Annotated in this window: 22 protein-coding genes; 20 read left to right on the top strand and 2 right to left on the bottom strand. The window is 35.3% G+C overall.

Features of this window, described 5'->3' with window-relative positions; translation table 11 throughout:
- Positions 1 to 8: 8 nt before the first annotated feature.
- The 7 genes from IGM13_RS08175 to IGM13_RS08145 all read left to right on the top strand — a co-directional run bounded on the left by IGM13_RS08175 (position 9) and on the right by IGM13_RS08145 (position 8,185).
- Positions 9 to 2,069 carry an LTA synthase family protein gene (locus IGM13_RS08175; protein ID WP_002419885.1) on the top strand — a complete coding sequence of 687 codons (2,061 nt, stop codon included), beginning with the start codon at positions 9 to 11 and terminating at the stop codon, positions 2,067 to 2,069.
- A 278-nt stretch (positions 2,070 to 2,347) separates the two neighbouring features.
- A complete protein-coding gene (locus tag IGM13_RS08170) occupies positions 2,348 to 2,677 on the top strand; it encodes an LPXTG cell wall anchor domain-containing protein (RefSeq protein WP_002419884.1) in 330 nt (109 codons plus the stop codon).
- On the top strand, positions 2,674 to 3,333 hold the full coding sequence (locus IGM13_RS08165) for a WxL domain-containing protein (RefSeq protein ID WP_010777711.1): 660 nt from the start codon (positions 2,674 to 2,676) through the stop codon (positions 3,331 to 3,333). The genes IGM13_RS08170 and IGM13_RS08165 overlap by 4 nt, the downstream gene beginning before the upstream one ends.
- 32 nt (positions 3,334 to 3,365) lie before the next feature.
- Positions 3,366 to 4,079, top strand: a complete 714-nt coding sequence (locus tag IGM13_RS08160; RefSeq protein ID WP_025188657.1) for a WxL domain-containing protein — start codon at positions 3,366 to 3,368, stop codon at positions 4,077 to 4,079.
- Complete coding sequence (locus IGM13_RS08155; protein ID WP_002419881.1) at positions 4,072 to 5,109, top strand: DUF916 and DUF3324 domain-containing protein; 1,038 nt, start codon at positions 4,072 to 4,074, stop codon at positions 5,107 to 5,109. The genes IGM13_RS08160 and IGM13_RS08155 overlap by 8 nt, the downstream gene beginning before the upstream one ends.
- 13 nt (positions 5,110 to 5,122) lie before the next feature.
- Positions 5,123 to 6,850: a hypothetical protein gene (locus tag IGM13_RS08150; protein ID WP_002419880.1), complete on the top strand. Its 1,728-nt coding sequence runs from the start codon at positions 5,123 to 5,125 to the stop codon at positions 6,848 to 6,850.
- Positions 6,851 to 6,940: 90 nt separating this feature from the next.
- On the top strand, positions 6,941 to 8,185 hold the full coding sequence (locus tag IGM13_RS08145; protein WP_002419879.1) for a GHKL domain-containing protein: 1,245 nt from the start codon (positions 6,941 to 6,943) through the stop codon (positions 8,183 to 8,185).
- Between the two features lie 33 nt (positions 8,186 to 8,218).
- Here the strand turns inward: IGM13_RS08145 and IGM13_RS08140 are convergent, their stop codons facing one another.
- Together IGM13_RS08140 and IGM13_RS08135 are read right to left on the bottom strand one after the other, a co-directional pair.
- Positions 8,219 to 8,956, bottom strand: a complete 738-nt coding sequence (locus IGM13_RS08140) for a LytTR family transcriptional regulator DNA-binding domain-containing protein (protein ID WP_002419878.1) — start codon at positions 8,954 to 8,956, stop codon at positions 8,219 to 8,221.
- Positions 8,957 to 9,080: 124 nt separating this feature from the next.
- Complete coding sequence (locus IGM13_RS08135; RefSeq protein WP_002419877.1) at positions 9,081 to 9,920, bottom strand: helix-turn-helix domain-containing protein; 840 nt, start codon at positions 9,918 to 9,920, stop codon at positions 9,081 to 9,083.
- Between the two features lie 202 nt (positions 9,921 to 10,122).
- Between IGM13_RS08135 and IGM13_RS08130 the strand changes: the two genes are divergently transcribed.
- From IGM13_RS08130 to IGM13_RS08070, 13 genes are all read left to right on the top strand, one after another.
- Entirely contained in the window at positions 10,123 to 10,698 is a 576-nt protein-coding gene (locus IGM13_RS08130; RefSeq protein ID WP_002419876.1) for a WxL domain-containing protein, read from the top strand.
- Positions 10,699 to 10,787: 89 nt separating this feature from the next.
- The gene (locus IGM13_RS08125) at positions 10,788 to 11,837 is read left to right on the top strand and encodes a DUF3324 domain-containing protein (protein ID WP_010816585.1); all 1,050 of its coding nucleotides are present in this window, start codon (positions 10,788 to 10,790) and stop codon (positions 11,835 to 11,837) included.
- Entirely contained in the window at positions 11,834 to 14,002 is a 2,169-nt protein-coding gene (locus IGM13_RS08120) for an L-type lectin-domain containing protein (protein WP_002419873.1), read from the top strand. Before IGM13_RS08125 ends, IGM13_RS08120 begins: the two co-directional genes overlap by 4 nt.
- A gap of 366 nt (positions 14,003 to 14,368) precedes the next feature.
- Positions 14,369 to 15,214 (top strand): glycosyltransferase family 8 protein, encoded by an 846-nt coding sequence (locus IGM13_RS08115; protein WP_002419872.1) that lies wholly within the window; start codon positions 14,369 to 14,371, stop codon positions 15,212 to 15,214.
- A complete protein-coding gene (locus IGM13_RS08110; RefSeq protein WP_002408861.1) occupies positions 15,204 to 16,103 on the top strand; it encodes a glycosyltransferase family 8 protein in 900 nt (299 codons plus the stop codon). Before IGM13_RS08115 ends, IGM13_RS08110 begins: the two co-directional genes overlap by 11 nt.
- A 133-nt stretch (positions 16,104 to 16,236) precedes the next feature.
- A complete protein-coding gene (locus tag IGM13_RS08105) occupies positions 16,237 to 17,175 on the top strand; it encodes a magnesium transporter CorA family protein (RefSeq protein WP_016614680.1) in 939 nt (312 codons plus the stop codon).
- Between the two features lie 36 nt (positions 17,176 to 17,211).
- The gene (locus tag IGM13_RS08100) at positions 17,212 to 18,042 is read left to right on the top strand and encodes a manganese catalase family protein (RefSeq protein WP_002419870.1); all 831 of its coding nucleotides are present in this window, start codon (positions 17,212 to 17,214) and stop codon (positions 18,040 to 18,042) included.
- Positions 18,043 to 18,321: 279 nt separating this feature from the next.
- Positions 18,322 to 19,053 (top strand): GntR family transcriptional regulator, encoded by a 732-nt coding sequence (locus tag IGM13_RS08095; protein WP_002360115.1) that lies wholly within the window; start codon positions 18,322 to 18,324, stop codon positions 19,051 to 19,053.
- Between the two features lie 11 nt (positions 19,054 to 19,064).
- Positions 19,065 to 20,237, top strand: a complete 1,173-nt coding sequence (agaS, locus tag IGM13_RS08090) for an SIS domain-containing protein (RefSeq protein ID WP_002419869.1) — start codon at positions 19,065 to 19,067, stop codon at positions 20,235 to 20,237.
- A gap of 22 nt (positions 20,238 to 20,259) precedes the next feature.
- Positions 20,260 to 21,255 (top strand): tagatose-bisphosphate aldolase, encoded by a 996-nt coding sequence (gene lacD, locus IGM13_RS08085; RefSeq protein WP_002357245.1) that lies wholly within the window; start codon positions 20,260 to 20,262, stop codon positions 21,253 to 21,255.
- A gap of 15 nt (positions 21,256 to 21,270) precedes the next feature.
- On the top strand, positions 21,271 to 22,212 hold the full coding sequence (locus IGM13_RS08080; RefSeq protein WP_080120421.1) for a hexose kinase: 942 nt from the start codon (positions 21,271 to 21,273) through the stop codon (positions 22,210 to 22,212).
- Positions 22,213 to 22,244: 32 nt separating this feature from the next.
- Entirely contained in the window at positions 22,245 to 24,059 is a 1,815-nt protein-coding gene (locus tag IGM13_RS08075) for a glycoside hydrolase family 35 protein (protein WP_002419867.1), read from the top strand.
- Positions 24,056 to 24,535 carry a PTS system mannose/fructose/N-acetylgalactosamine-transporter subunit IIB gene (locus IGM13_RS08070; protein ID WP_002408868.1) on the top strand — a complete coding sequence of 160 codons (480 nt, stop codon included), beginning with the start codon at positions 24,056 to 24,058 and terminating at the stop codon, positions 24,533 to 24,535. The genes IGM13_RS08075 and IGM13_RS08070 overlap by 4 nt, the downstream gene beginning before the upstream one ends.
- The last annotated feature ends 13 nt before the right edge of the window (positions 24,536 to 24,548 follow it).

Raw genomic sequence — 24,548 nt, 5'->3', positions numbered from 1 at the left:
AAACTTAGATGAAAAAAATAAATAACCGATTAGGACTCTTTTTATTTTTTGTTTTACTCTTTTGGGCAAAAACGATTCTGGCGTATTACCTAGATTTCTCATTGGGCGTTAAGGGCAGTCTCCAACGAGAAATTTTGTGGTTCAATCCAGTTGCTACTACGCTGTTATTATTTGGCTTTAGTTTGTATTTTAAAAAGCATAAAACATTTATGCTTAGCTTAACTCTTTTAAATGTTTTAAATACATTAATTTTATATTTGAATATTATTTTTTATCGTGAATTCACTGACTTTATTACCATCCAATCTGTTTTTGGCTTTTCAAAAGTTTCAGAAGGGATTTCTGGTGATTTACTTGCCTTAATGAGGGTCCACGATGTCTTTTATTGGCTAGATACTTTAGTGCTGCTCGTTTTGGTATTTTACTCTTTTAAACAGCGACGGAATCATCAAGTCTTTATGACTAAACCTATCAACAGAAGATTGGCGATCTCAATTAGTTGTTTAAGTGTCTTGCTCTTTTCGGTTAACTTATTTTTAAGCGAAACCGATCGTCCTCAATTGCTTCAAAGAATTTTTGACCGTAATTATATTGTAAAATATCTTGGCTTGGATGCATTCACAGCCATCGATGGTGTCAAAACAGCCATGTCAAATGAGGTAAGAGCAGAAGCTAGTTCAAACGAATTACCTGAAATCATGAAATTTACCAAGCAAAATAATTTACCGCTTAATCCGCAGTATGCCGGGATTGCCAAAGGAAAAAATGTATTTGTGATTCATTTAGAAAGTTTTCAACAATTTTTGATTAATATGAAAGTCCAAGGCCAAGAGGTTACACCGTTTTTAAATCAGCTCTATCAAAACAAAGCGACAATCAGTTTTGATAATTTCTTTCATGAAGTAGGGCAAGGAAAAACGAGTGATGCGGAGAACATGTTAGAAACAGGAACATTCGGGCTCCCGCAAGGCTCTCTTTTTACACAATTAGGATCAGACAATACTTTCGAAGCGGCTCCCGCAGTTTTAGGACAAAAAGGCTATACAACCGCTGTTTTCCATGGAAATGTGGGGAGTTTTTGGAATCGAGACCATGTGTATAAAAACTTAGGATATCAATACTTTTTTGATCGGTCATATTTTTCAAAAGATGACAAAATGCTAGGTTACGGTATTTTAGATAAACAATTGTTGCGTGAATCAGCTAGTGAGCTTGAGCATTTACAGCAGCCATTCTATGCGAAGTTTTTAACTGTGACCAATCATACCCCTTATTATACGGATGACCAAAACTTCCCGTTTCCTAAATTGAACACAGGCAATTCGATTGTGGATGATTATGTTCGAACAGCGCACTATTTGGATCAATCGCTAGAACAATTTTTCCATTACTTGCAAACAACAAGTTTATACAATCATTCTATTTTTGTTATTTATGGTGACCACTTCGGTATTTCAGATGCGAACAACAAGGACTTATGTAAAGCCTTCAACCGCGATCCAAAAACGTGGACAAACTATGACAATGCGCAATTGCAAAGAGTACCTTTGATGTTTTACATGCCAGGCTATACGCAAGGGAAAATCATGCACGAATATGGTGGGGAAATTGACGTTTTACCGACACTGTACCATCTTTTAGGTGTCGATGATAAAAATTATATCCATTTTGGCACGGACCTTTTATCTCCTCAATATAAACAAGTGGTTCCTTTTAGAAATGGCGATTTTGTAACGCCTCAATTTTCTTATCTAGGTGGGGAAATCTACAATAATCAAGGGAAAAAATTAGACCAAGTTCCAGCAGATTTAAAAGCAGAAGTCACGAAAGATAACGATTGGGTGAAAAAATCGTTAAGTTTATCTGACAAATTAAATCAGGAAAACCTTTTACGTTTTTATAAACTACAAGGATTCCAAGAAGTTCAACCAAAGGACTACAACTATGATGTGGCTTTTGAAAAAAACAAAGTCTTAGAAGTAGAAAAACAAAAAAATGCACAATCAACCAGCTTGTTTAGTCAAAATGGCAATCAAACGACAGTCCAAAATTATCCGACTACGCCATAGATCATTTAAGAAGGATAACTTTTGTAAGGGAAAAAGGATCTTGTATGAAGTGAAGGACAAAAATCATTTTAGATTTTTGTCCTTTATTTTTTCTAAGAAAGAGAAAAAATATTAAATTGTATGATATTTTGACACAACTTTATAAGAAAGCGATTTCAAAATCAGGAAATGTTGTTTTGATTTAAGTATACTATGGATGTTCTGAATTGTAATAATTCTAAATTGATCAAAACTTCAGTTTGGGGGTGCTATTCGATTAATGGTAAGGGGGACAACAAATGAAAAAATTTAGTAGACAATTGCTTATAATGCTAATGATGATTGGATGTATTCAAATATCTACTAGTTTTGGACAGGATGCTTTTGCAATTAGCGAAAAAAGTAACGTTGGCATTACCTTTAAAAGCAATATGCCACAACAAAAAACGAATAATTCAGATGTACAAACACAAAACAGTAAAAAGTATCACGAAATGAAATCCCAGAAATTATTTCCAATGACTAATGAACTAAAAAATCATTTTTTTATGCTTAGTGTTTGGTTACTTATTGGCGGATTACTATTATGGATATTTTTCAAAAGAAGAAAGAAGGAAACAGAACAATGAAAAAAATGATTTTAATTACGGCATTATTTAGTTGTGCAACATTAGGTAGTACAGTCGTTCATGCTGAAGATAAAGATGCTACAAGTACAGCAAAAATCGGCATCTCACAAGCAGATCCAGATAATCCTGTTGGACCAATTGATCCTATTGATCCAGATGATAATCCTAATTCCAATGATCCAACAGGAAACACTGGGGTCTTGCGTATCGATTACATTTCTAATATTGATTTTGGTACGCAAACAATTTCTGGTTCTACAGAAACGTATGCCGCACAAAAACCTTCTTTACGTACAGAAGCTCAAGTATCCGATTTACGGGGAACTGGTGCAGGTTGGAATTTACAAGTCAATTATGATAGCGAAAGTGCTGGATTCAAAACACAAAGTGGGCAAGAATTGAAGGGGGCACAATTAACTTTACCTAACGGCACGCCTAAAACGGTGAATGATAATCAATCTGCAACGCCATCTACAGCAGTTGTAACAGTTAACACAGAAGCCCAAAATATCATGACCTCAGCAGTGAATACAGGGTTAGGAACATGGGCAGATCAAATGACTACAACAGATGTTTCTTTGAAAGTTCCTTCTGGAAATTTGGCTGGGGATTACACAGCGACTCTTGAATGGACGTTAACGGATGCACCCGCTTAAAAAAAGTTACAAACACATAAAGGAGAATGAATATGAAAAAAAGTATCTTATATTCTTTAGCAGCGACAACATTATTGTCTGCAACACTTTTGACTGGAATTTTAGCAAATGCAGCCGAGTCAAGTGATGCAACAACGACTACAGCAAAAGTCACTTTTACTGGAGGAAACGATGATCCAGTTAATCCGGTTGATCCAGACGATCCAGATAATCCTGTCAATCCGGTTGACCCAGATGATCCAGATAATCATGGAACAGATGATAATGGTCCTTTATCTATTGATTATGTCTCTAATATTAGTTTTGGGACCCAAGAAATCTCTAGTGATAGTCAAGTATATAGCGCTTTAAATGCTGAACCACATGTCCAAATTACTGATAAACGTGGTGTTGAAGGAGGGTGGACTTTAACCGCAAGTGCTTCTAAATTTAAAGCAGAGGATCAATCTGAATTAAAAGGGGCCGTCTTATCGTTTGAAAATGGAGTTGCTCGAAAAAAATCAGATAATACCAGTGCACAACCTACTGTAAACGAAGATGTAACTTTCAATAATACTGAAGCACAAAATGTCATGTCAGCAGCTAGTCTGGCAGGAGAAGGAACCTGGCTAGATATGTTTCCTGGTGAAGAAGGACATAATACAGATGTTCAACTAGCCGTTCCCTCAGGAAGTGCTCAGGCAAAAGAATATACAGCGACGATTACTTGGACTTTAACTGCTGGTCCAATTGATGCGCATGAATAAGAGCAGACCTCGTTTCTCCCTCATTAAAAGTTGTTTGTTTATCGGAATAAGTTTTATTATTTTAGGAATGAACAATGTAAAAGTGTATGCTGATTCTTCAGAATCAGCATACAGTGTTAGCGCAAATCTTCCATCTTTTCAAAATAATAAAAAGCTTTCTTATTTTGACTTATTATTAAAACCGAGTCAAAAAGAACAAGTTTCTATTCATGTAAAGAATAATAGTCAAGAGAAGGCGACTTACCTTGTCGATGTTAATAATGCTGTAACGAATAGTAATGGTGTCATTGATTATGGACAAAAAAACGTAAAAAAAGATGTATCAGCTGATTATGTGTTAAATCAATTGGTTTCACCAGAGACACAAGAGGTGACATTACAACCTGGAGAAGCAAAAGATATTCCCTTTCAAATAAAGATGCCAAAACAAGCTTTTACAGGGATAATTCTTGGTGGCATTCATATCACTAAAAAAGATACGCTAAGTAAAAAGGTTAGTGGGACAGCAATAAGAAATAAATATGCCTATGTAATCGGAATGAAATTAGAAACGAATACAAATAAAGTGACGCCAGATTTAAAATTACTAGCTGCGCGGCCCGGTTTAGAAAATTCGTATACGACTATTTTTGCAAATGTCCAAAATCCAACACCAACAATTATCAGTAAAGTAAGTTTTGACGCAACAATTACAAAAAAAGGTTCTAAAAAGGTTCTTTATAAATCGAAAAAAGAAAATATGTCCATTGCGCCTAATACAAATTTTAACTTTCCAATTGGCTTAAATAAAGAAAAGATTACACCAGGTAACTATACCGTCACAATTGATGCTAAAGAAGGGACTACCAATAAAACTTGGCATTTGACGACTGATTTCGAAATACAAGCTAAAAAAGCAGAAAAAATAAATAAAAAAGCTGTTCTAGAAAACAAAGGAGTTCCGTATTTACCGATCATTATCGTGGTAGGTTTATTATTAATAGGGATTATTCTAGTTTTAAGTTATAAATTACTTAAACAAAAGAAGTAGGTGAGCATATTCAATGAACATAATTAATAAAAATTTTTTTGCCACCAATTGTTTAGTTCTAATGTGTGCCATTTTTATTTCTCTGATTTTTTTTTCAGGGAATGTTTTAGCCGCAGACTACCCAGATAATCAAGAAGCAACCATTTTGGGTGGTCATGTGAAAGCTACAATTGCTTATGAAAAAGACCATTCACCGTACTATACCGCTGTTGGGGACACGGTCACAGTCAATACAACTTTGGAAAAACTAGATGATGGCGTCTTACCTGAATCTTTTAATCAATCTTCCATGTTAGTTCTTTTTCCAGATGAAACACAAGGATTGAAATTAGAAGGAGAACCAACGTTTATTTATAAAAGAGGAAGTTTATCTGATACTGGCTCATTCGTTAATACTTCTAAAGAACTTCATCGAGATATATTTTGGGCCTTTAATGCAGAAGCACAAGTGATGTATCATGATACTGTTTCCTATGATGGTCGGATGACAGAACTTCAAGTAACGAATCAATATGATGATGGTCCTTATGATGACACTTATCGAATTTCCAATTTGTTAATAAACAAAGGAGATAAAATTATTCTTTCGTATAAAGCCAAGGTTACAGAGGAAGCGTTAAAAAATAAAGAGTTTTCTCTGCATTCAGGTATTTATGACAGCTCTAAAGGTGATTTTGATTGGGAGGATTTTTTAACTACGAAAATGCCAGCTATTCAAAGTATCAATGTATCTTTTGATGAGGAAAGTAAAAATAAAGTAGTCGACATCACTGATGCAAATTCCTACCATATAACTTTAACCGGTACATGGACTGGAAATATAGCGGATCTAAAACCCACGTTAACTGTTAATGGTCAAACTGTTGCGATACCAACTGGGAGTTTTCAAAAAGAGGGAACATTTTCAATACCCGTTGATTTAACTAATATAGGAATGATTGGCCAAAATAAAACACAGATTGAAATAAAAGATAGTATGGGGCAAACCGCATCCGATAACGGGATACTAACGTTGGTACAAAAAAATACACCTCCTGAACTTCAGTTGGTGGACGTATTATCAAATAAAACTATTCCAATAACGCCGAATCTTTCATCCTTTAAAGTGGAAGGACAATGGAAAGACGCTGAGAGTCAAACGGGGACTCTTTATTACAAATTAAATGGGGTAGAACATCTACTAGAAAATTCTGTAGCGAATGCAAATAAAGGGACTTGGAATGTTTTTTCACAAGAAATGTCATTAGCCGATTTAAAACTTGGAGCGAATGCTGTTGAAATTTATGTGGTAGATACAGAAGGACTCAAGTCAAATGTTGCAACTTTTACCTTACAATTAATGGAAGGCACTGTACATTTTAAATCTGTTGATTCAGTCCTATCTTTTCAAGATGCTGTTATTAATGGACAAACAGTTCACTCTCTTCCTCAAAAACCAGTCGATATAAAAATTGAAGATACCACGCGTTCACCAGGAAACTGGCAATTAGTAGTCAGCCAAATAAGCACATTTAAAAATGCGCAAAGAGAACTTCCAGCTGTTCTCAGTTATCAAAATAATAGAGATAATTTAGTCATTACGAATAATCAACAAGTTACCTTACCTGTTGTCAAAGAAACTGACACGGAATATGGTCTGATACAAGATGGAAATCATCAATTTGATTTAGCGATTTCATCGAATGCATATATTGGCGATTATCAATCTGAGTTAGAATGGACAATTATTGAAGCGCCCTAGTTAAAAAGAAAGGAAAACATAGATTCTTTGTTTTTCTTTCTTTTTTGGTATGATAATATAGGTTAGCAAGTCAGGAGTGGAAGTAAAATAATGGAATTAATTGTATTTGTGGGTATGGTGTATGTAAATATTTTAATAGGCATCAATCTATTATTTCAGGAGCGAAGTACGTACTTTTTTACTATCTTTTATTTATTATTGGCGGTTTGTAATTTACTTATGATAAAATATACATTCTTTTTTTTATTTCTGCTCTATTTTTCTCAATGTTACTATATCTATATTAAAGTAGAGAACATTTATCTTTCTATCTTACTAAATAATTTTTTAATGAGTTGTGGGGGATTAATTATCTTCTTGTGTATTGATCTTCCACGATATCTAGGATTCAATCATTTATATATTACTGTTTTTCTAGAAATCGCTATGACAGTATTTTTATGTCTGTACTTGAAGCATCTTGATAAAAAATATCATATTTTTGACTATTTTACAGATTATACGAAAAAAATGAAAAGCATTACCTTATTGTCTACTTTAATGATGGCAGGACTTTATTTTCTACATGCACAAGTGAACCTATATTCACTAGATTACGTGTTAACTTCAATTATTATGTTAGGATTCAACCTTTTTAGTAGTGTAGCTTTTATAGTGTTCATTATTAACAGAAAACGTAAGGAATTTGTTACTTCTTACTTAAAAGATGTAAAAGAAACACAAGAATATTACAATAAATTAGATGAATTTCGTCATGATTATTTAAATTTTATTGCAGCCTTAGAATATGGAATTAGTCATCAGACACCAGAAGAGGCGCGAGAACTGGTAACTCATTTTAAAGAGTATTCTTTAGAGAGGATAGAAGATGCTAGACATAATCCAATGAAAAAGATTACAGACCCAGTGATTAAAGGTTTACTTTATGATTTTATCGATAAAGCAGAAAAGAATAATAGATCATACTCTATTCAAGTTTTAAATGTGATTTCAACGGTTGCTGTGGACTATATCGACTTGATCCGTCTACTTTCTATTGCTTTAAATAATGCCATTGAGCATTATTCGGCAACAGATAATGCTCAACCGATTGTTATCTGTTTAAACGAGAAAGATCAGGCTTTTCATTTTTTAGTTAGAAATCCTGCGATAATTGACCATGGTGGCAATTTAACGGTACTTTTAAAACGTGGTCATTCCGAGAAAAAAGCAGGAGGACTAGGGCTTTATAATTTTTCAAGAATTGTTAACCTGTATAACAATATTAATTATGATTTGCGTTATGATAAACAAGAGAAACTGTTTGAATTATCTTTAACTATTTCTTTTAAGTAAATAAAAAGCAGGCATATTTTGCCTGCTTTTTGTTTATCTTAGAGCATCAATGTACGTAAGTAATTTCTTTATGCTGGTAGCACTCAATGACAAACACTCTTCGTTTTTAAAAATAACTTCTAATGTATTTTTATTTATTTCTTTAATATTATACGGATTAATGGAAAAGCTTTTTAAATCGTTAAAGTAATGATAAGGAGCAAGTAATTGTTTTAAATTTTTCATTTTATCTTGAATGATAAAATTTTCTGTTGTACCGAAAAATTCTATAGACGAACGAAATCCTTTAATAGTGGAGAGGTAATTAATTTCATCTGGATGAATCAGATAGACTTTTGAAGAACCTTTAAGTTCAATAAGAGCAGTTGTGTTATTAACTTTTTTTAATCTAGATACCAAGATATTTTCCAAAGCTAAAAATACGTTGCTCATTTCATTTTTAGAGAGATATAAATCAGGTCGAATATGTTGATTGATAATTTCTAAACCTTTAGTTGTATCATTTGATAAAAAGATGATGTAGCAATCAGGATTAATTAGTCGAATCTTTTTTGCAAAATCAATACCAGAATGAAGGGATTGCAAATCAATATCAATTAAGAAGATATCGGAGACTGAAAAATCAAAAGTATCTAGTTTTTTATAAATACTTTCTAATTTATTATTGGGAAATATCTCTACAGGAACAGAACGTAAACTTTCATAGTTGTGGCGTTCTTTTTTAAATTGCTCTTGATGAAAAGGATTGTCTTCAATGTAATAAATTTTCATAAATTTACGCTCTCCTACCTACATATTTCTTACTTAAGTATAACAGAAATAAGTTAGGAAGAGAAAGTGCTACGTATACTTTCTTCCATAAGCTAACACTGTAAAAGTCACAAAAATGAACCTATTAATAGATAGTTTTAATATACTCAAAGTATTGCTGGTATTTGCGAGAAAAATTATCCATCTCTAATAAATGAAAAATTTGAAAGGCCTCATTAACTTTTTTTGTACCCGCAAGTTGTGCTCCTTTGGCATAGCAAAGCAATCCTTCTAAGAATAAAGCCATTGTTTTTCCGTATAAATCTCGAATTTCTAACATTTCTCGAAACTGTTTCAAATAACTTTGCCCTTCGTTGAGATACTTGTTGTTTACACAGAGAAGGATGGTATTGATGAGTATTTTGCTATATGGAGAATTGTAGCCATCAGAAGCAGAATAAAGATTTCTTTTTTTGAGCAATCGATTGACAATAATTAACAAGGTTTCGATAGGAATTTCGTCCATAATCGTAATGAACATCGTGACTTCCCTACTAGTCCAATTTTCTAAGTTCATCAAGTTTTGAACAATATGAGCTATATTTTCGGCGACGACATTGCCACCCAAACGATAAATAAACAGGTTAATTAATTGAATCGTAATTTCTTCTTCGTGTGGCAGTTTTCCAGTTAAAATCGCTGTTTTATAGTCCTCGAGACTTTTCATATTTCCTGCATGATAAAGTTCGGTAATCTCAAACCAAGTCTGATCTTTTAAAGCTTTCTGATAGTCATTGTGAATATACATAAATTCTTCTAATCGAACATTCAAATTTTTTATGATCTCCATAAATATATCGATGGTAGGGGTACTAATGTTTCGTTCAATTCGGCTGTAATAGCTCAGTGTCACAACTCCTTGGCAAACATCTTTTTGAGTTAACCCTTTGTCTTTTCGAATTTTTCTGATTGTTTGACCATACACGCCAGTTTTCCTCCTTGGTCTCTGAAAGTTTCTTTCTGTTTCCCTATTATACCATCATAGAAAGGTCTTTCTCTAATGAAAATGACTTATAGTACATCTTTTTTTAAAAGGAAAAACATCTTGTGTTATGCTCCAATTCAGGCTAATTATCTTTTAGATGGTTAAGGTCATTTTTTGAAAATTTTAAAAAGGATGGGATAGGATGAAAAAAAGTATTTTATCAACAATAGCAGTACTGGGAGTGACTTTGGGAGGTGGAGCAATCAATTCGTATGCAGCTGAAGCGAACCCAACAGCTGAATTGACAAGTGAAGCATCTTTGACAATTCAACCAGGAATCTTAAATTTAGATGCAGTTTCTAACTTTAATTTTGGAGAGCTAACGATTCAAGATGTTGCGGAATCTGATCAAACATTGACTGGAACACCAGAGATAACGAAAGTATCTGATTATCGAGGGCCAAACGAATCCGGCTGGATGTTGTCGTTAAAACTATCAGATATTAAAAATGAAAATAACGTAAAATTACAATCTGCGAAATTGAATTTAGCAACCACACGGGCAAAAGGTGATGCGACAGTTACTGCTACGACAACAATTGACGCTGGCACGACTGAGCCGACACTTGTCGCTAGTGCAAACGGAACAACTGGATTGGCAGCGAATGAATTTGATTTATCAAACACGACGTTAACTTTTCCAAAACAAAATATTAATAGTGGTCGCTACAGTGGAACGGTTACTTGGGTGTTAACAAACGCTTATACTCCTGAATGAAGCAACCTAGACAAAAAAATTAATAATTTGTCTGTAAGTTAAATGGCTCAACAATAGAGTTGAAATTTTGGCTGTTAGGAGGAGAGAGCATGACGGTTAAAAGTAACACTACTTTTTTGTTATTTTTTTTCACATTATGTAGCATATTTTTTAGCATAAATAGTAAAGTAATGTCTGTAGAGGCGGAAACGACCGCTTTTACTGTGACACCCGAGTATCCTGAAAATCAAGTATCAGAAGCTACATATTTTGATTTATATCTTCAGGAAAATAAACAAACGTTGACTCTTCTAGTTACAAATACATCTGAACAAACATTGCAAGTAAAAGCGAGTGCTTTAAACAGTTATACAACATCTACGGGTATAATTGCTTATCAAAGCCGTGAAACTGCAGAAATGTATCAGGGGCAGTCATTTATTCAATTTGTTGAACCAAAACAACAAATAATAAGTCTGAAGCCTTCTGAAAGTAAAAAAGTTTCGTTTCAGTTAGACAGTCAACGACAAAAAATTACTGGTGAAGTGCTAGGTGCTTTTGCTTTTGAAACAATTACTTCCCCAAACCAAGAAAAAGCAATGCATTCAATGATTCAGGCAAAATATCTAACCCAAATCGGTGTCAGGTTACGCACCGATTTGGGTTCACTGCCTGAGCCTAATTTACTTTTTGACAAAACTGAGCCAGTCATAAAAAATGATACTGTAGTTATCAAAAGTACCTTGATAAACAACCAGCCTACCGCATTTGGTAAGGTAAACGTTGAGACAACTGTCTATGATAAAACAAATAAAAAAATAATTGGTACGAAAAAAGCAGACAACTATCAAATTGCTCCTAACTCCTTGATTCCAATTTTAACAGAGTTAAAGGAAGAAACCTTAAAATCTGGAACATATAATGTTCATATCGCAATTCATTCCTCAAAAGGCAACTGGGTGTTCGATGACTCGTTTACTGTTTCTGCTGCTCAAGCGAAAGTAATTAATCAAAAAACAGTCTTTTTCACCAAACAGAAAGATGAATCTATTATATTTTCAATTTTAGTTGGAATGCTGATTGTGTTTTTACTAGCAATTCTGGGCTTACTTTGGAAATATTACCAATTAAAAAATAAAAAGAGGGTGAATCAAGAATGAAGCCCAGCAAATTAGGCGGCTTGTTTTTTTTACTTTCCTATTTACTACTTTTCTTTGGTGGCCTATTTTTCTTTCCCGGTGAAGGGTTAGCAGCAATCATTGAACCAGCGTTTGAGACATTGCCAATTGATCAAACGATGATTTCGACGGTAGGAAAAGCGGGAAGTCCAAGTGGATCTGAAAATCACCGCTATGTTCAGATTAATGATACAACACCGAGTTCTAGTGGGGCAGTTTGGTTTAATAACCCAGTGAGTTTTACAAATGATTTTAAAATTGAGATGGCTTTTTATATTGAAAATGTAACAAATGATAGTGATGGATTAACATTTGTTATGCAAAGTAATGGTCCGACAGCAATAGCCGAAGAAGCTGGTCCAACGATTGGAGTATGGGCAAACACAGGAGATTCTACACCATTAAGTAAGGGGGCAATTCCTAACAGTTTGGCGATTGAATTTGATACCTTCTATAACAATAATAGTAATCTTATTGCAAACGATGGCATGATGGATCGTGATACAAGTTCCAAAGGTCATCATATTGCCTGGGCTTATCCGGGGGCAGAAACTTCCTATACAAAAGATGGTATTTTTAAGATTGACAAAGTCCTTCATCACCGAAATGAAAAAGGAGTGACAGATTTATCTGATAGTAAGTGGCATAAATTTATCGTGGAATTTAAACGAGAAGCGGGAACATTTACCTATTCTGTTCCTGATTATGCCTTAAATATTACGATTCCTGTGGATACGGAGTTTAAAAATAACTTAGGCTTAAATGAAAATAAACGTGTTTATTTTGGATTTACTGGAGCAAACGGGGGCTATGCACAAGCAAAAGCTATTTCATTTACAAATGTGGAAGGGCTGGTAGATTTGCAATTACGTACGGGTGTTGCACAATCAGCGGATAACCAATTGCTAGCAGACACTGGGATTCCTCAAAACGAAGTTCATTCTGTTGACAGAAGTCAAGAAATCACGTATATGACAGCGATTGATTATTTACAAACAAGTGATTTACTTCGTTTACAAGCCGGGACGAGGATCCAAATGACACTCCCTGATAACTTTGAAGTGCTAGAGAATAAGGTTTACTTCGGGAGTGCTCAAGAAATTGGGACAGGCGCTCAACCAACGGGAGGACAAGCACTCCCTTTTACAAGAGAAAAAGACAAAATAGTCATTACATTACCGGCACTTGAAAGAGGCACGTTGTATGGTCTTTATTTCAAAGTGAAAAACAAGCTCGTTCAAATAAATAGCCTACTGGATTTAACTATTCCTGTTTCTAGTACTTTTTCCGGGAATGCTTTTTCTAAACCAGTGACTACCGGTGATCCCGCTACCCATTATTACAAGCTAACAGGGAAATGGAGGCCGACAATTACAACTGGTCATTCTTCTGCAACGGAGGCAGCTCAGTCTCCTCAAATTGTAAGACAAAAACGTAAGGCCTACCTTCCTGTTCAAATTGAAGATGAAAATTCTACGTCCACTAAACTGTTTATGAGTCCTATTGTTTCAGAAGAAGAATTAGCTACGACTACTTTTATTGAAAAAGCACATCTTTCGAGAGAAAATTTAACGGAGAATTTTGAAACAACTATTGAATACGAAACTTCACAGCTTCAACCTGAAAAAATGTATTACGTAGGTATGTATACAGTAGATGCTGAAGGCAATCAATCAGAAACCAAAATTCAAGCCATTGATTTCAAAGGAATTATAGAATTAACAACAGTTCCTACTGCTTTTGTTGGAAATACTTTGACAATCAACGAATTAGTTCAAACGAAGCGTGAAGATGGTTATTTCTATATGAAAATAGAAAATTTACCAGAGAATGATTCGTTGACAATTACAAATACAAGTAGTTACTCTTGGGAATTAAGCGGACAACTAGCAACTATCGTTGAACAACTAGAAAGCTGGGGACAAGAGGTCTCTCTTTGTTTTTTTGAAAAGAATACTCAAACATTACTTTTTCAATTAACCAAAGATGAACAGTTAATTCTAAAGCAAGAAGTAGAAGGTAAGGATGTAACTAAAAGTTTAAATGATTATGATCTCTATTTTCGTTTTAAAGCTGATCCTTTAAAGGTTGTACCAGGACGGTATTCAGGAAATGTTAGATGGCGGTTATCAGAAGTTAAGCCTTGAAAATGAGAATATTTTTAAAGATTATTAAACAAAAAACTGACTACTTAACTGAGTAGTCAGTTTTTTATTGATAATATTTTTTTTAATATTAAAACAAATAAGAAAATCTAGAAGCAATACTTTTATCCGAAGTAAAAAAATAGTAGTGGCAGTATTAAGTAGGTTTTGTTTTGCTTAATATATCCCTAAATTAGAGGTCTATTATTTATTTTTGTTTCCTCATAAATATTTTTTAATAGCAATAAAATATATTTTTTTTATAATTTAATTATGTTTATTAAAGCGTATGATTTGCATAAATATTTTTTCGGTCCTATTCTGGTTATGAACTTAGCTATAAAAAGATGAAAGAGGAGAGTGGTTTTGATGAGAAAAACTCAGAAGATTGTGCCAATTGTGACAGCTTCAGACGAAAATTATGCTCCTTATTTGAATGTAATGATGACAACTGTTTTAGAAAATTGTCATGCGGAGAGACCTGTTCATTTTTATGTGATTGATGATGGGCTGTCGCTATCTAGCAAAAAAGCACTCCGACAAACGGTTAGTAGTAACTCACAAAGTGCGACTGTTGAATTTCTAACAGCAGACAAAGAAGTTTATCAAAATTTTTTAGTGAGTGATCATATTACAACGACCGCTTACTTACGCATTTCTTTACCGTCACTTTTACAAAAATATAGCTATAAAAAGGTTCTTTATTTAGATGCAGATACGCTTGTTTTAGATGATATTGTCCAGTTGTATGATACGCCATTAGTGAACCAAACGATTGGCGCGGTTATTGATCCTGGTCAAGCATATGCCTTGAAACGTTTGGGCATCCATTCCTCCGATTATTATTTTAATTCAGGAGTCATGATTATTGATATTGACCGATGGAACGAGCAAGCAATCACTCAAAAAACAATTCAGTATCTAGAAGAAAATGGGGACCGCATAGTTTATCATGACCAAGATGCTTTAAACGCCGTTCTTTATGAAGATTGGCTAGCTTTAGAACCAAGATGGAATATGCAGACGTCTTTAGTTTTTAATCGTCATGAAGCGCCTAATGAGGCTTACCAAAAATTATATGCAGCGGGAAATCAAGAGCCAGCGATTATTCATTTTACTGGTCACGATAAACCCTGGAATACGTTAGAAAATCATCCTTATACAGCTCTTTATCTAAACAAGTTAAAGAAAGTAGGTGCAAGAAATGGAAAATAGAAAAGAATTAGCGATTGTCTCATGTTGCAATACCAACTTTGTACCGCATCTTGCTGCTATGTTTGTTTCAATTTTAGAAAATAGTCCTTCAGCGGCAGCTGTTCATTTTTATGTGATTGATGACAATATCAATTTTGAAAGCAAGCAATTACTGTATTTTACGATTAAACATACCCAAATCAATGCAGAGTTAACATTTTTAAAAATCAACCCCCATTTTTTCAAAAATGTTGTAACCAGTGAGCGAATCCCCAAAACAGCTTACTACAGGATTGCTATTCCAGAGTTGTTTAGAGGAAGCCAGATCGAACGGCTGTTGTATATGGATTGTGACATGATTGCCTTAGATGATGTCGCAAAATTATGGACAGTTGATTTAGGTGAAAATATCATCGCCGCTGTAGAAGATGCAGGGTTCCATCAACGTTTGGAAAAAATGGCGATTCCTGCAGAATCTATGTGTTATTTTAACTCAGGCTTGTTGCTAATCGATGTTAAAAAATGGTTGAATTTAGATGTAACCACTAAAGTCTTAAGATTTATTGAAGAAAATCCAGATAAATTACGTTTCCATGATCAAGATGCATTGAATGCGGTTTTACACGACCGTTGGACCCAGTTACATCCTAAGTGGAATGCCCAAGGTTATATTCTGTCAAAAGCGAAAAAACATCCGACTATTTATGGAGAAAGACAATATGAAGAAACGAGAAGAGCACCATCCATTATCCACTTTACTGGCCATGTCAAACCTTGGACGAAAGAATTTCAGTGGTATACCAAGCGTTATTATGATCAATATGCGAACAGGACTGCCTTTCGTTGTGCAAAAACATTTAGTAAATATCTTTCTTATGCCAAAAATAGTAAAGCTGTTGAACATGTTTGATAACCCTTGTTATTTAGAATAATAGAGGTACACCTCAATTAATTACTACAGAAAAGTGGAGACGTAAAGAAGACTAATTTGCGCTAGGCATTGTGCGTTTACTCGAAATATTTTTTAGAAGGAGAGATTTATAATGCCCAAGTACTACTTTATTGGTGGGGAACGAGTGAGGGAGACAGAAGAAAAAGATTTTAATTGGTTAGTGATTGACACTAGTGAAACTCAGGTAATTGAAAGAATAATTAAAGAGTATAATTTTCCTAAAGATATTTTTGTGGGTACGTCGTATCCAGAAGAAGTTTCTCGGTTTGAAACTCTTTCGGGAACGACGTTGAAACAACCGATTTCGCTAGTGCTTATGAACCTTTTGAAGGAGGGCGAGAACATTGAGGAACGTTTAGCACCTATTTCCTTTATTTCTTCAGAAAACCTTTTAATTACATGTACTAACGAAAACAATCATTTTTTTGATCGTTTATTAGAAAAATATGGTTGCAAAATAGATACGTTTGAAAAACTAATAACGTATGCGATTTTAGATATCTATTCACATTACGTAGAAGAGTTAAAGGAAAAAAAACAACGGATCGATCGTCTAGATAAAAAAGCACGTATGACTACAGAAAACAAGGAGTTGTACAGACAAGCTGATTTAGAAAGAGAAATCGTTTACATTGATCATACGTTAAAGGATCAAAAAAGCACATTAGAATTACTTTGGCAATCTTCCCAGTTTGTCCATCGATTATCAGATAAAAAACTACTTTATGACGTTCAACTGAGACAACGACAAACCGAAAAAATGATTTCGATTTATAGAGACCTTTTAGAAAGTATTGGCAATCTTTTTAGCGGCATGATGGATAACCAATTAAATCATTTAATGAAATATCTTGATTCAGCGGCCTTAATTATTTCAATTCCAGCGATGATTGCTGGTGTTTGGGGTATGAATACTGGCGGCCTACCAGGTAAAAGTTCTGGTTTAGGGTTTTTATTAGTCGTCCTAGGTGCGCTCATTATCTCAGTAGCCTTTGGTTATCATCTTTACAAAAAAGATTATTCAAAATAAACAGGCATTAAAAATTATTATATAGGAGGATGAATCATGTTTAGACACCAAAAAGAATTACAGTTTGAGGCGAAACCAGACAAACCAAATCCGTTAATTGCAAAGTATCTTCAAGAGTTAATTGGTGGACAATATGGTGAAATGAGTGTAGCAATGCAATATTTATTCCAAGGATGGAGCTGTCGTGGAGAAGAAAAGTATAAAGATATGTTAATGGATATCGCTACTGAAGAGTTGGGCCACGTTGAAATGCTTGCAACAATGGTCGCTCGTCTACTTGAAGGAGCACCAGTGGAAGATCAAGAAGAAGCAATGAAAAAAGATCCAACAATTGGGGCAATTATTTCTGGGATGAATCCCCAACATGCAATTGTCGCTGGTTTAGGGCCACGTCCCGCAGATAGTGTTGGAAATCCCTGGAGTGGTGGGTACATTATTGCTAGTGGAAATATGTTAGCTGATTTTCGTGCTAATTTAAATGCAGAATCACAAGGACGCTTACAAGTTGCTCGAATTTATGAAATGATTGATGACCGTGGAGTGAAAGATTTACTTTCTGTTCTTTTAGCTAGAGATAGCTATCATCAAAATTTATGGGCAAGCGCTGTGAAGGAACTGGAAACAAAAGAGGGCTCTATCTTAGTTCCAAGCACTTTTCCTAGAGAAGAAGAACGTTTGGATATTGCCTATGATTTCTATAACTTTTCTGAAGGAGATGCAAGCAGTCAAGGCTCATGGGCTAGTGGTAAAGCATTAGATGGAGAAGGAGAATATCAATGGTTAAAAGAACCAAAAATTGAAGGAAAAGCTCCTAACTTAAAGCCTGTTACACCTAAAATGTACGGCACACCGAAATTAAAAAAATAAAAGATATTTATCTGTATATGAAAAATGAGCAAAAAAAGATTCTCTTTTAGAGGATCTTTTTTTATTAACTGGTATCATATTTAAGGGTGGTTTTTTATAAAAAAATGATTTCTTTAGGAAAAAAATATTACAATAAAGAAAAATAAAAAAATGTAAACGTTATCATTTCAAGGTTATAGCGGTATGAAGATATTTATTAATACTTTTTATTGACAAAATAAAAAAAACCACCGTACTATTGGTTTGTGGTTATAACCAGTTAGGGTAAAGGAGAAAGTTATGGAAAATGCCTTTAAAAACAAAGCTTTGTATCATCAACTTGTTGATTTGCTGCAGGAACGAATCGAAACATGCATGATTCCTCATGACAAGTTGCCCTCTGAACGTGAATTGACTGCACAATATGGAGTGAGTCGGACGACGGTCCGGTTAGCGCTACAAGAACTAGAAAATAGAGGTTCCATCTATCGTCGTCATGGCAAAGGAACATTTGTTTCAGATATAAAAAAAGAGGCCGCTGATTTAGCTGGCGCATATAGTTTTACAGAACAAATGAAAGGACTGGGTCGAAAACCACATACCCGTATATTATCCTTCGAAAAATTGGAAGCGGATAAATTTATTTGTCAGCATTTGAATCTGTCGTTAGGAGAGGCAGTTTTTAAATTAAGTCGGTTGCGGATTGCTGATAACGAGCCATTAATGGTTGAAGACACATACTTGCCTGTGAAATTTTTCTTATCACTTACGGATCAATTACTACGTAGCAAGCCATTATATGATCTATTTTCGGAAGATTTTAAGCAAACCGTTCGTTTAGCTGATGAAGAATTATACGCTAGCATTGCGTCAAAAGAAGATGCCAAATTATTGATGATTCCAGAAGGAGCGCCAGTCCTTCATTTAGCACGCCAGACATATAACATGAAAAATGAAATTATTGAATTTACGTTGAGTGTGGCACGAGCAGACCAATTTCATTATCAGATACGCCATATTCGGAATAGTTAGGAGAGTTAAGTATGTTTACAGCAGAAAAAGAAGAACTAGAACAACTAGGAGCGGAAATCACGACACGTGAAATTCGTCAGCAACCTGAGCTTTGGCAAGAAACCGTGACACTTTATCATGAAAATCAAACAGCTTTGGAAAACTTTTTAAAAGAAGTCCAAGCCAAAGCGCAAGGAAAACGAACAAGAGTAATTTTTACAGGAGCAGGGACTTCGCAATATGTCGGTGATACGGTTGTACCTTATCTCCGAGCACACGGCGACACACAAGCCTTTTCATTCGAAAGTATTGGAACAACGGATATTGTGGCCAAACCAGAAGATTATCTGATTAAAGACGAACCAACACTGTTAGTTTCGTTTGCAAGAAGTGGAAATAGTCCTGAAAGTTTAGCGGCAGTTGAAGTAGCTAATCAAGTGGTTGAAACAATTCATCATTTAGCGATTACTTGTGCCGAAGAAGGACAACTGGCACAAATAAGCCAAAAAGAAGAAAACAGCTTTTTATTCTTAATGCCAACACGTTCCAATGATGGTGGTTTTGCGATGACTGGTAGCTTTTCTTGCATGACCTTGGGTACATTACTACTCTTTGATCAAACAACCTTTGAGCAAAAACAAGATTATGTAACCGCTCTAATTAAATTAGGTGAAGAAGTGCTATCCCGTGAAGAAGAATTAAATGAAATTGTTAACCTTGATTTTGAACGAATTGTTTATGTTGGTTCTGGAAGTTTAGCTGGTTTGACAAGAGAAGCGCAATTAAAAATCTTAGAACTAACAGCCGGCAAAGTTGCCACAATTTTTGACTCTTCTATGGGCTTCCGTCATGGACCAAAATCATTTATTAATGAAAAAACAATAATGTTTGGTTTTGTTAATAATACACCATACACAAGAGATTATGACTTGGATATCTTAGAAGAAGTTCACGGTGACGAAATTGCGGCGGGTGTTTTTGCGATTGCTCAACCCGGCAAACGTAATTTCTCAGGTTCAACTATTGAATATTCCGCAGAAACTGCTCTATTACCTGATGGCTATTTAGCATTAGCAGATATTATGGTAGCCCAAACAGTCGCACTTTTAACATCTATTAAAGTTGGAAATAAACCGGATACCCCTTCACCGACAGGTACAGTGAATCGTGTGGTTAAAGGCGTAACGATTTATGACTATAAATAATACAACATTTGGAGGAGGAACTATGCTTACGTTAACAGCTGGAAAAAAAGCGGCAATGGATCGTTTGTCAACCCAAGAAGGAATCATTAGCGCATTAGCCATTGATCAACGAGGTGCCTTGAAAAAAATGATCAAAGCGCTAGATGTAGAGCCAACTGATGCACAAATTGAAACGTTTAAAGAATTAGTCTCGAAAGAATTGACACCTTATGCGTCCGCCATTTTATTGGATCCAGAATATGGATTGCCTGCTGCAAAAGCACGCGATACCGAGGCTGGATTGTTACTCGCTTATGAAAAAACGGGCTATGATGCAACAACTCCGGGACGATTGCCTGATTTACTAGCAGATTGGTCTGTTTTACGCTTGAAAGAAGAAGGCGCAGATGCGATTAAATTTTTACTCTACTATGATGTGGATGAGGATCCAGAAATCAATCATCAAAAACATGTATTTATTGAACGCTTAGGGAGTGAATGTGCAGAAGAAGACCTACCATTTTACTTAGAATTAGTTTCTTACGATGCACAAATAGCAGATGCAACTTCGTTAGAATATGCAAAAGTTAAACCGCATAAAGTGAATGAAATGATGAAAGAATTTTCTAAACCCCAATATAAAGTAGATGTATTGAAAGTGGAAGTTCCAGTTAATATGAATTTTGTAGAAGGTTTTGCGCCAGCTGAAACAGCGTATACAAAAGAGGAAGCGGCGAATTATTTCTTAGAACAAAGTCAAGCCACTGATTTACCATTTATCTTTTTAAGTGCCGGTGTCTCAACAGAACTATTCCAAGAAACACTACGTTTCGCTAAAGAAGCTGGTTCAACATTTAATGGTGTTTTATGTGGCCGTGCTACGTGGAAAAATGGCGTGAAACCTTTCGTTGAAGCAGGAGAAACTGCGGCTTGTGATTGGTTAAAAACAGAAGGCCGAGAAAACATTGAAAGTTTAAATGAAGTCATCGCGGCAACCGCCAGCTCTTGGCATGCAAAAGTTCAAGTAAACGAAGGGTAATTGGGAGGCATAGCTGTGATAGTAACAGTAACAATGAATCCGTCAATTGATATCTCCTACCTATTAAATCATCTAAAGCTTGATACCGTTAATCGGACCAGTCAGGTGACCAAAACCCCTGGTGGCAAAGGACTAAATGTCACTCGCGTCATTCATGATTTAGGTGGAGATGTTATAGCTACCGGCGTTCTTGGTGGTTTTCATGGGGCGTTTATTGCAAACGAGTTAAAGAAAGCAAACATCCCCCAAGCATTTACATCAATCAAAGAAGAAACGCGTGATTCGATTGCGATTTTGCACGAAGGGAATCAAACTGAAATTTTAGAAGCTGGACCGACTGTTTCACCAGAAGAAATCAGTAACTTCCTTGAAAATTTCGATCAATTAATTAAGCAAGCAGAAATTGTCACAATTTCTGGCAGTTTAGCGAAAGGATTACCATCAAATTTTTATCAAGAATTAGTTCAAAAAGCTCACGCACAAGAGGTTAAAGTGCTACTAGATACTTCTGATGATAGTTTAAGGCAAGTTCTTCAAGGACCATGGAAACCGTATTTAATTAAACCTAATTTAGAGGAACTAGAAGGATTGCTAGAGCAAGATTTTTCAGAAAATCCATTAGCAGCTGTACAAACAGCTTTAACAAAACCAATGTTTGCTGGAATTGAATGGATTGTCGTATCTTTAGGAAAAGATGGTGCAATTGCCAAACATCACGATCAGTTCTATCGTGTGAAAATTCCAACGATTCAAGCTAAAAATCCTGTTGGTTCAGGAGATGCAACCATTGCTGGTCTTGCATATGGACTAGCCAAGGATGCCCCAGCTGCCGAACTGCTAAAATGGGGCATGGCGGCTGGAATGGCTAATGCCCAAGAAAGAATGACTGGGCATGTAGACGTAGAGAACGTGAACAAACATCTTATGAACATCCAAGTAGTCGAAATTGCTAAATAAAGAGCTTTCTTTATTTAGCAATTATCCAGGAATTGAAAGCGTTTACTAGAAAGGGTGGCAATGTGGACAGATTTGAAATTAAAGAGGAGTTTCTTTTAAATGATCAACCATTTAAAATTTTATCAGGCGCCATTCATTATTTTCGTGTAGATCCCTCAGATTGGCATCATTCACTTTATAACTTGAAAGCTTTAGGCTTCAATACAGTTGAGACATATGTGCCATGGAATTTACATGAACCGCAAAAAGGAACATTTCATTTTGAGGGAATATTAGATTTGGAGCGCTTTTTAAAATTAGCACAAGAACTTGGACTATATGCGATTGTGCGGCCGTCTCCTTATATTTGTGCAGAATGGGAGTTTGGCGGTTTTCCAGCCTGGCTATTAAATGAACCAGGACGAATGCGTTCGAATAATCCAACCTATCTGAAGCATGTCGCGGAATATTATGATGTTTTAATGGAAAAAATTGTTCCGCATCAACTTGCTAACGGTGGCAATATTTTAATGATTCAAATCGAAAACGAATATGGTTCATTTGGCGAAGAAAAAGCGTATTTACGGGCGATTCGCGATTTGATGATTGCACGTGGCGTGACAGCACCATTTTTTACTTCTGACGGGCCATGGCGCGCAACATTGCGGGCAGGTAGCATGATTGAAGATGATATTTTAGTAACCGGAAATTTTGGCTCAAAAGCCAAAGAAAATTTCGGTATGATGCAAGCCTTTTTTGAAGAACATGGTAAAAAATGGCCGCTAATGTGTATGGAATTTTGGGATGGCTGGTTTAATCGTTGGAAAGAGCCAATTATTAAACGAGATCCGCAAGAATTGGCTGAATCAGTTAGAGAAGCATTAGCATTAGGCAGTATCAACTTATATATGTTTCATGGCGGCACCAATTTTGGGTTTATGAATGGCTGCTCCGCACGAGGAACCATTGATTTACCACAAATCACTTCCTATGATTATGATGCGCCACTTGATGAACAAGGGAACCCAACCGAAAAGTATTTTGCGTTACAAAAAATGCTTCACGAAGAGTACCCTGCGTTACCACAAGCTGAACCATTAGTAAAAGATTCTTTTGCGCAAACAGCAATTCCTTTAACAAACAAAGTGAGTTTGTTTGCGACTTTAGAAACGATTAGTCAGCCAGTGGTCAGCGTTTATCCGCAAACCATGGAACAATTAGGACAAAATACAGGCTACCTTCTTTACCGAACAAGCATTGAAAAAGATGCTGCAGAAGAAAAGCTAAGAGTGATTGACGGTCGTGATCGTCTGCAATTATTTGTCAATCAGATACATCAAGCAACGCAATATCAAACGGAAATCGGCGAAGATATTTACGTTATACTGTCGCAAGAGAATAATCAAATCGATGTTTTAATGGAAAATATGGGTCGTGTCAATTACGGGCACAAATTATTTGCAGATACTCAGAAAAAAGGGATTCGAACGGGTGTCATGGCAGATTTACATTTTATGACGCAATGGCAACAATATTGTTTACCTATGACAAGCTGTGAACAGGTAGACTATTCAAGAGAATGGCAACCTGATCAACCAAGCTTTTACCAGTATCATGTGGAGTTAGCAGAAGTGAAAGATACATTTATTGATGTTTCTAAATTTGGCAAAGGAATTGTTTTTGTTAACCAAACCAATCTTGGTCGTTTCTGGAATGTTGGTCCGACGCTTTCCTTATATATTCCCAAAGGATTATTAAAAGAAGGGCAAAATGAGATCGTCATTTTTGAAACGGAAGGAACGTACCAACCAGAAATTCAGTTAGTAAAAGAACCACTATATAAAGAAATGAAAGAGGGATTACAATGAGTATTATTGGCGTAAGAATTGATGGACGTTTGATTCATGGACAAGTAGCAAATTTATGGGCGACAAAATTGAATATTTCCAGAATTATGGTCGTTGATGATGAGGTTGCAGGGAATGCCATTGAAAAAAGTGGTTTGAAATTAGCAACACCAGCTGGCGTGAAACTAAGCGTGTTACCAATTGAAAAAGCTGCTCAAAATATTTTAGCAGGAAAATACGACTCACAACGTTTACTAATTGTGGTACGGAAACCAGATCGTTTATTAAAACTAGTAGAACTTGGGGTGCCGATTAAAGAAATCAATGTTGGGAACATGTCTCAAACAAACGAAACACGGTCGATTACTAAGTCAATCAATGTGGTCGATCAAGATATTGAGGTTTTTAAAGAGTTAAATGCTAAAGGTGTCCATCTGATTGCTCAAATGGTGCCAAGTGACAAAGCGGAAGACTTTATGAGTTTGATAACAAAATAGGAGGGAACAAAAA

Source organism: Enterococcus sp. DIV0561 (assembly GCF_050539875.1).
Taxonomy (GTDB): Bacteria; Bacillota; Bacilli; order Lactobacillales; family Enterococcaceae; genus Enterococcus; species Enterococcus faecalis.
This window is presented reverse-complemented; position numbering and strand designations above follow the sequence as displayed.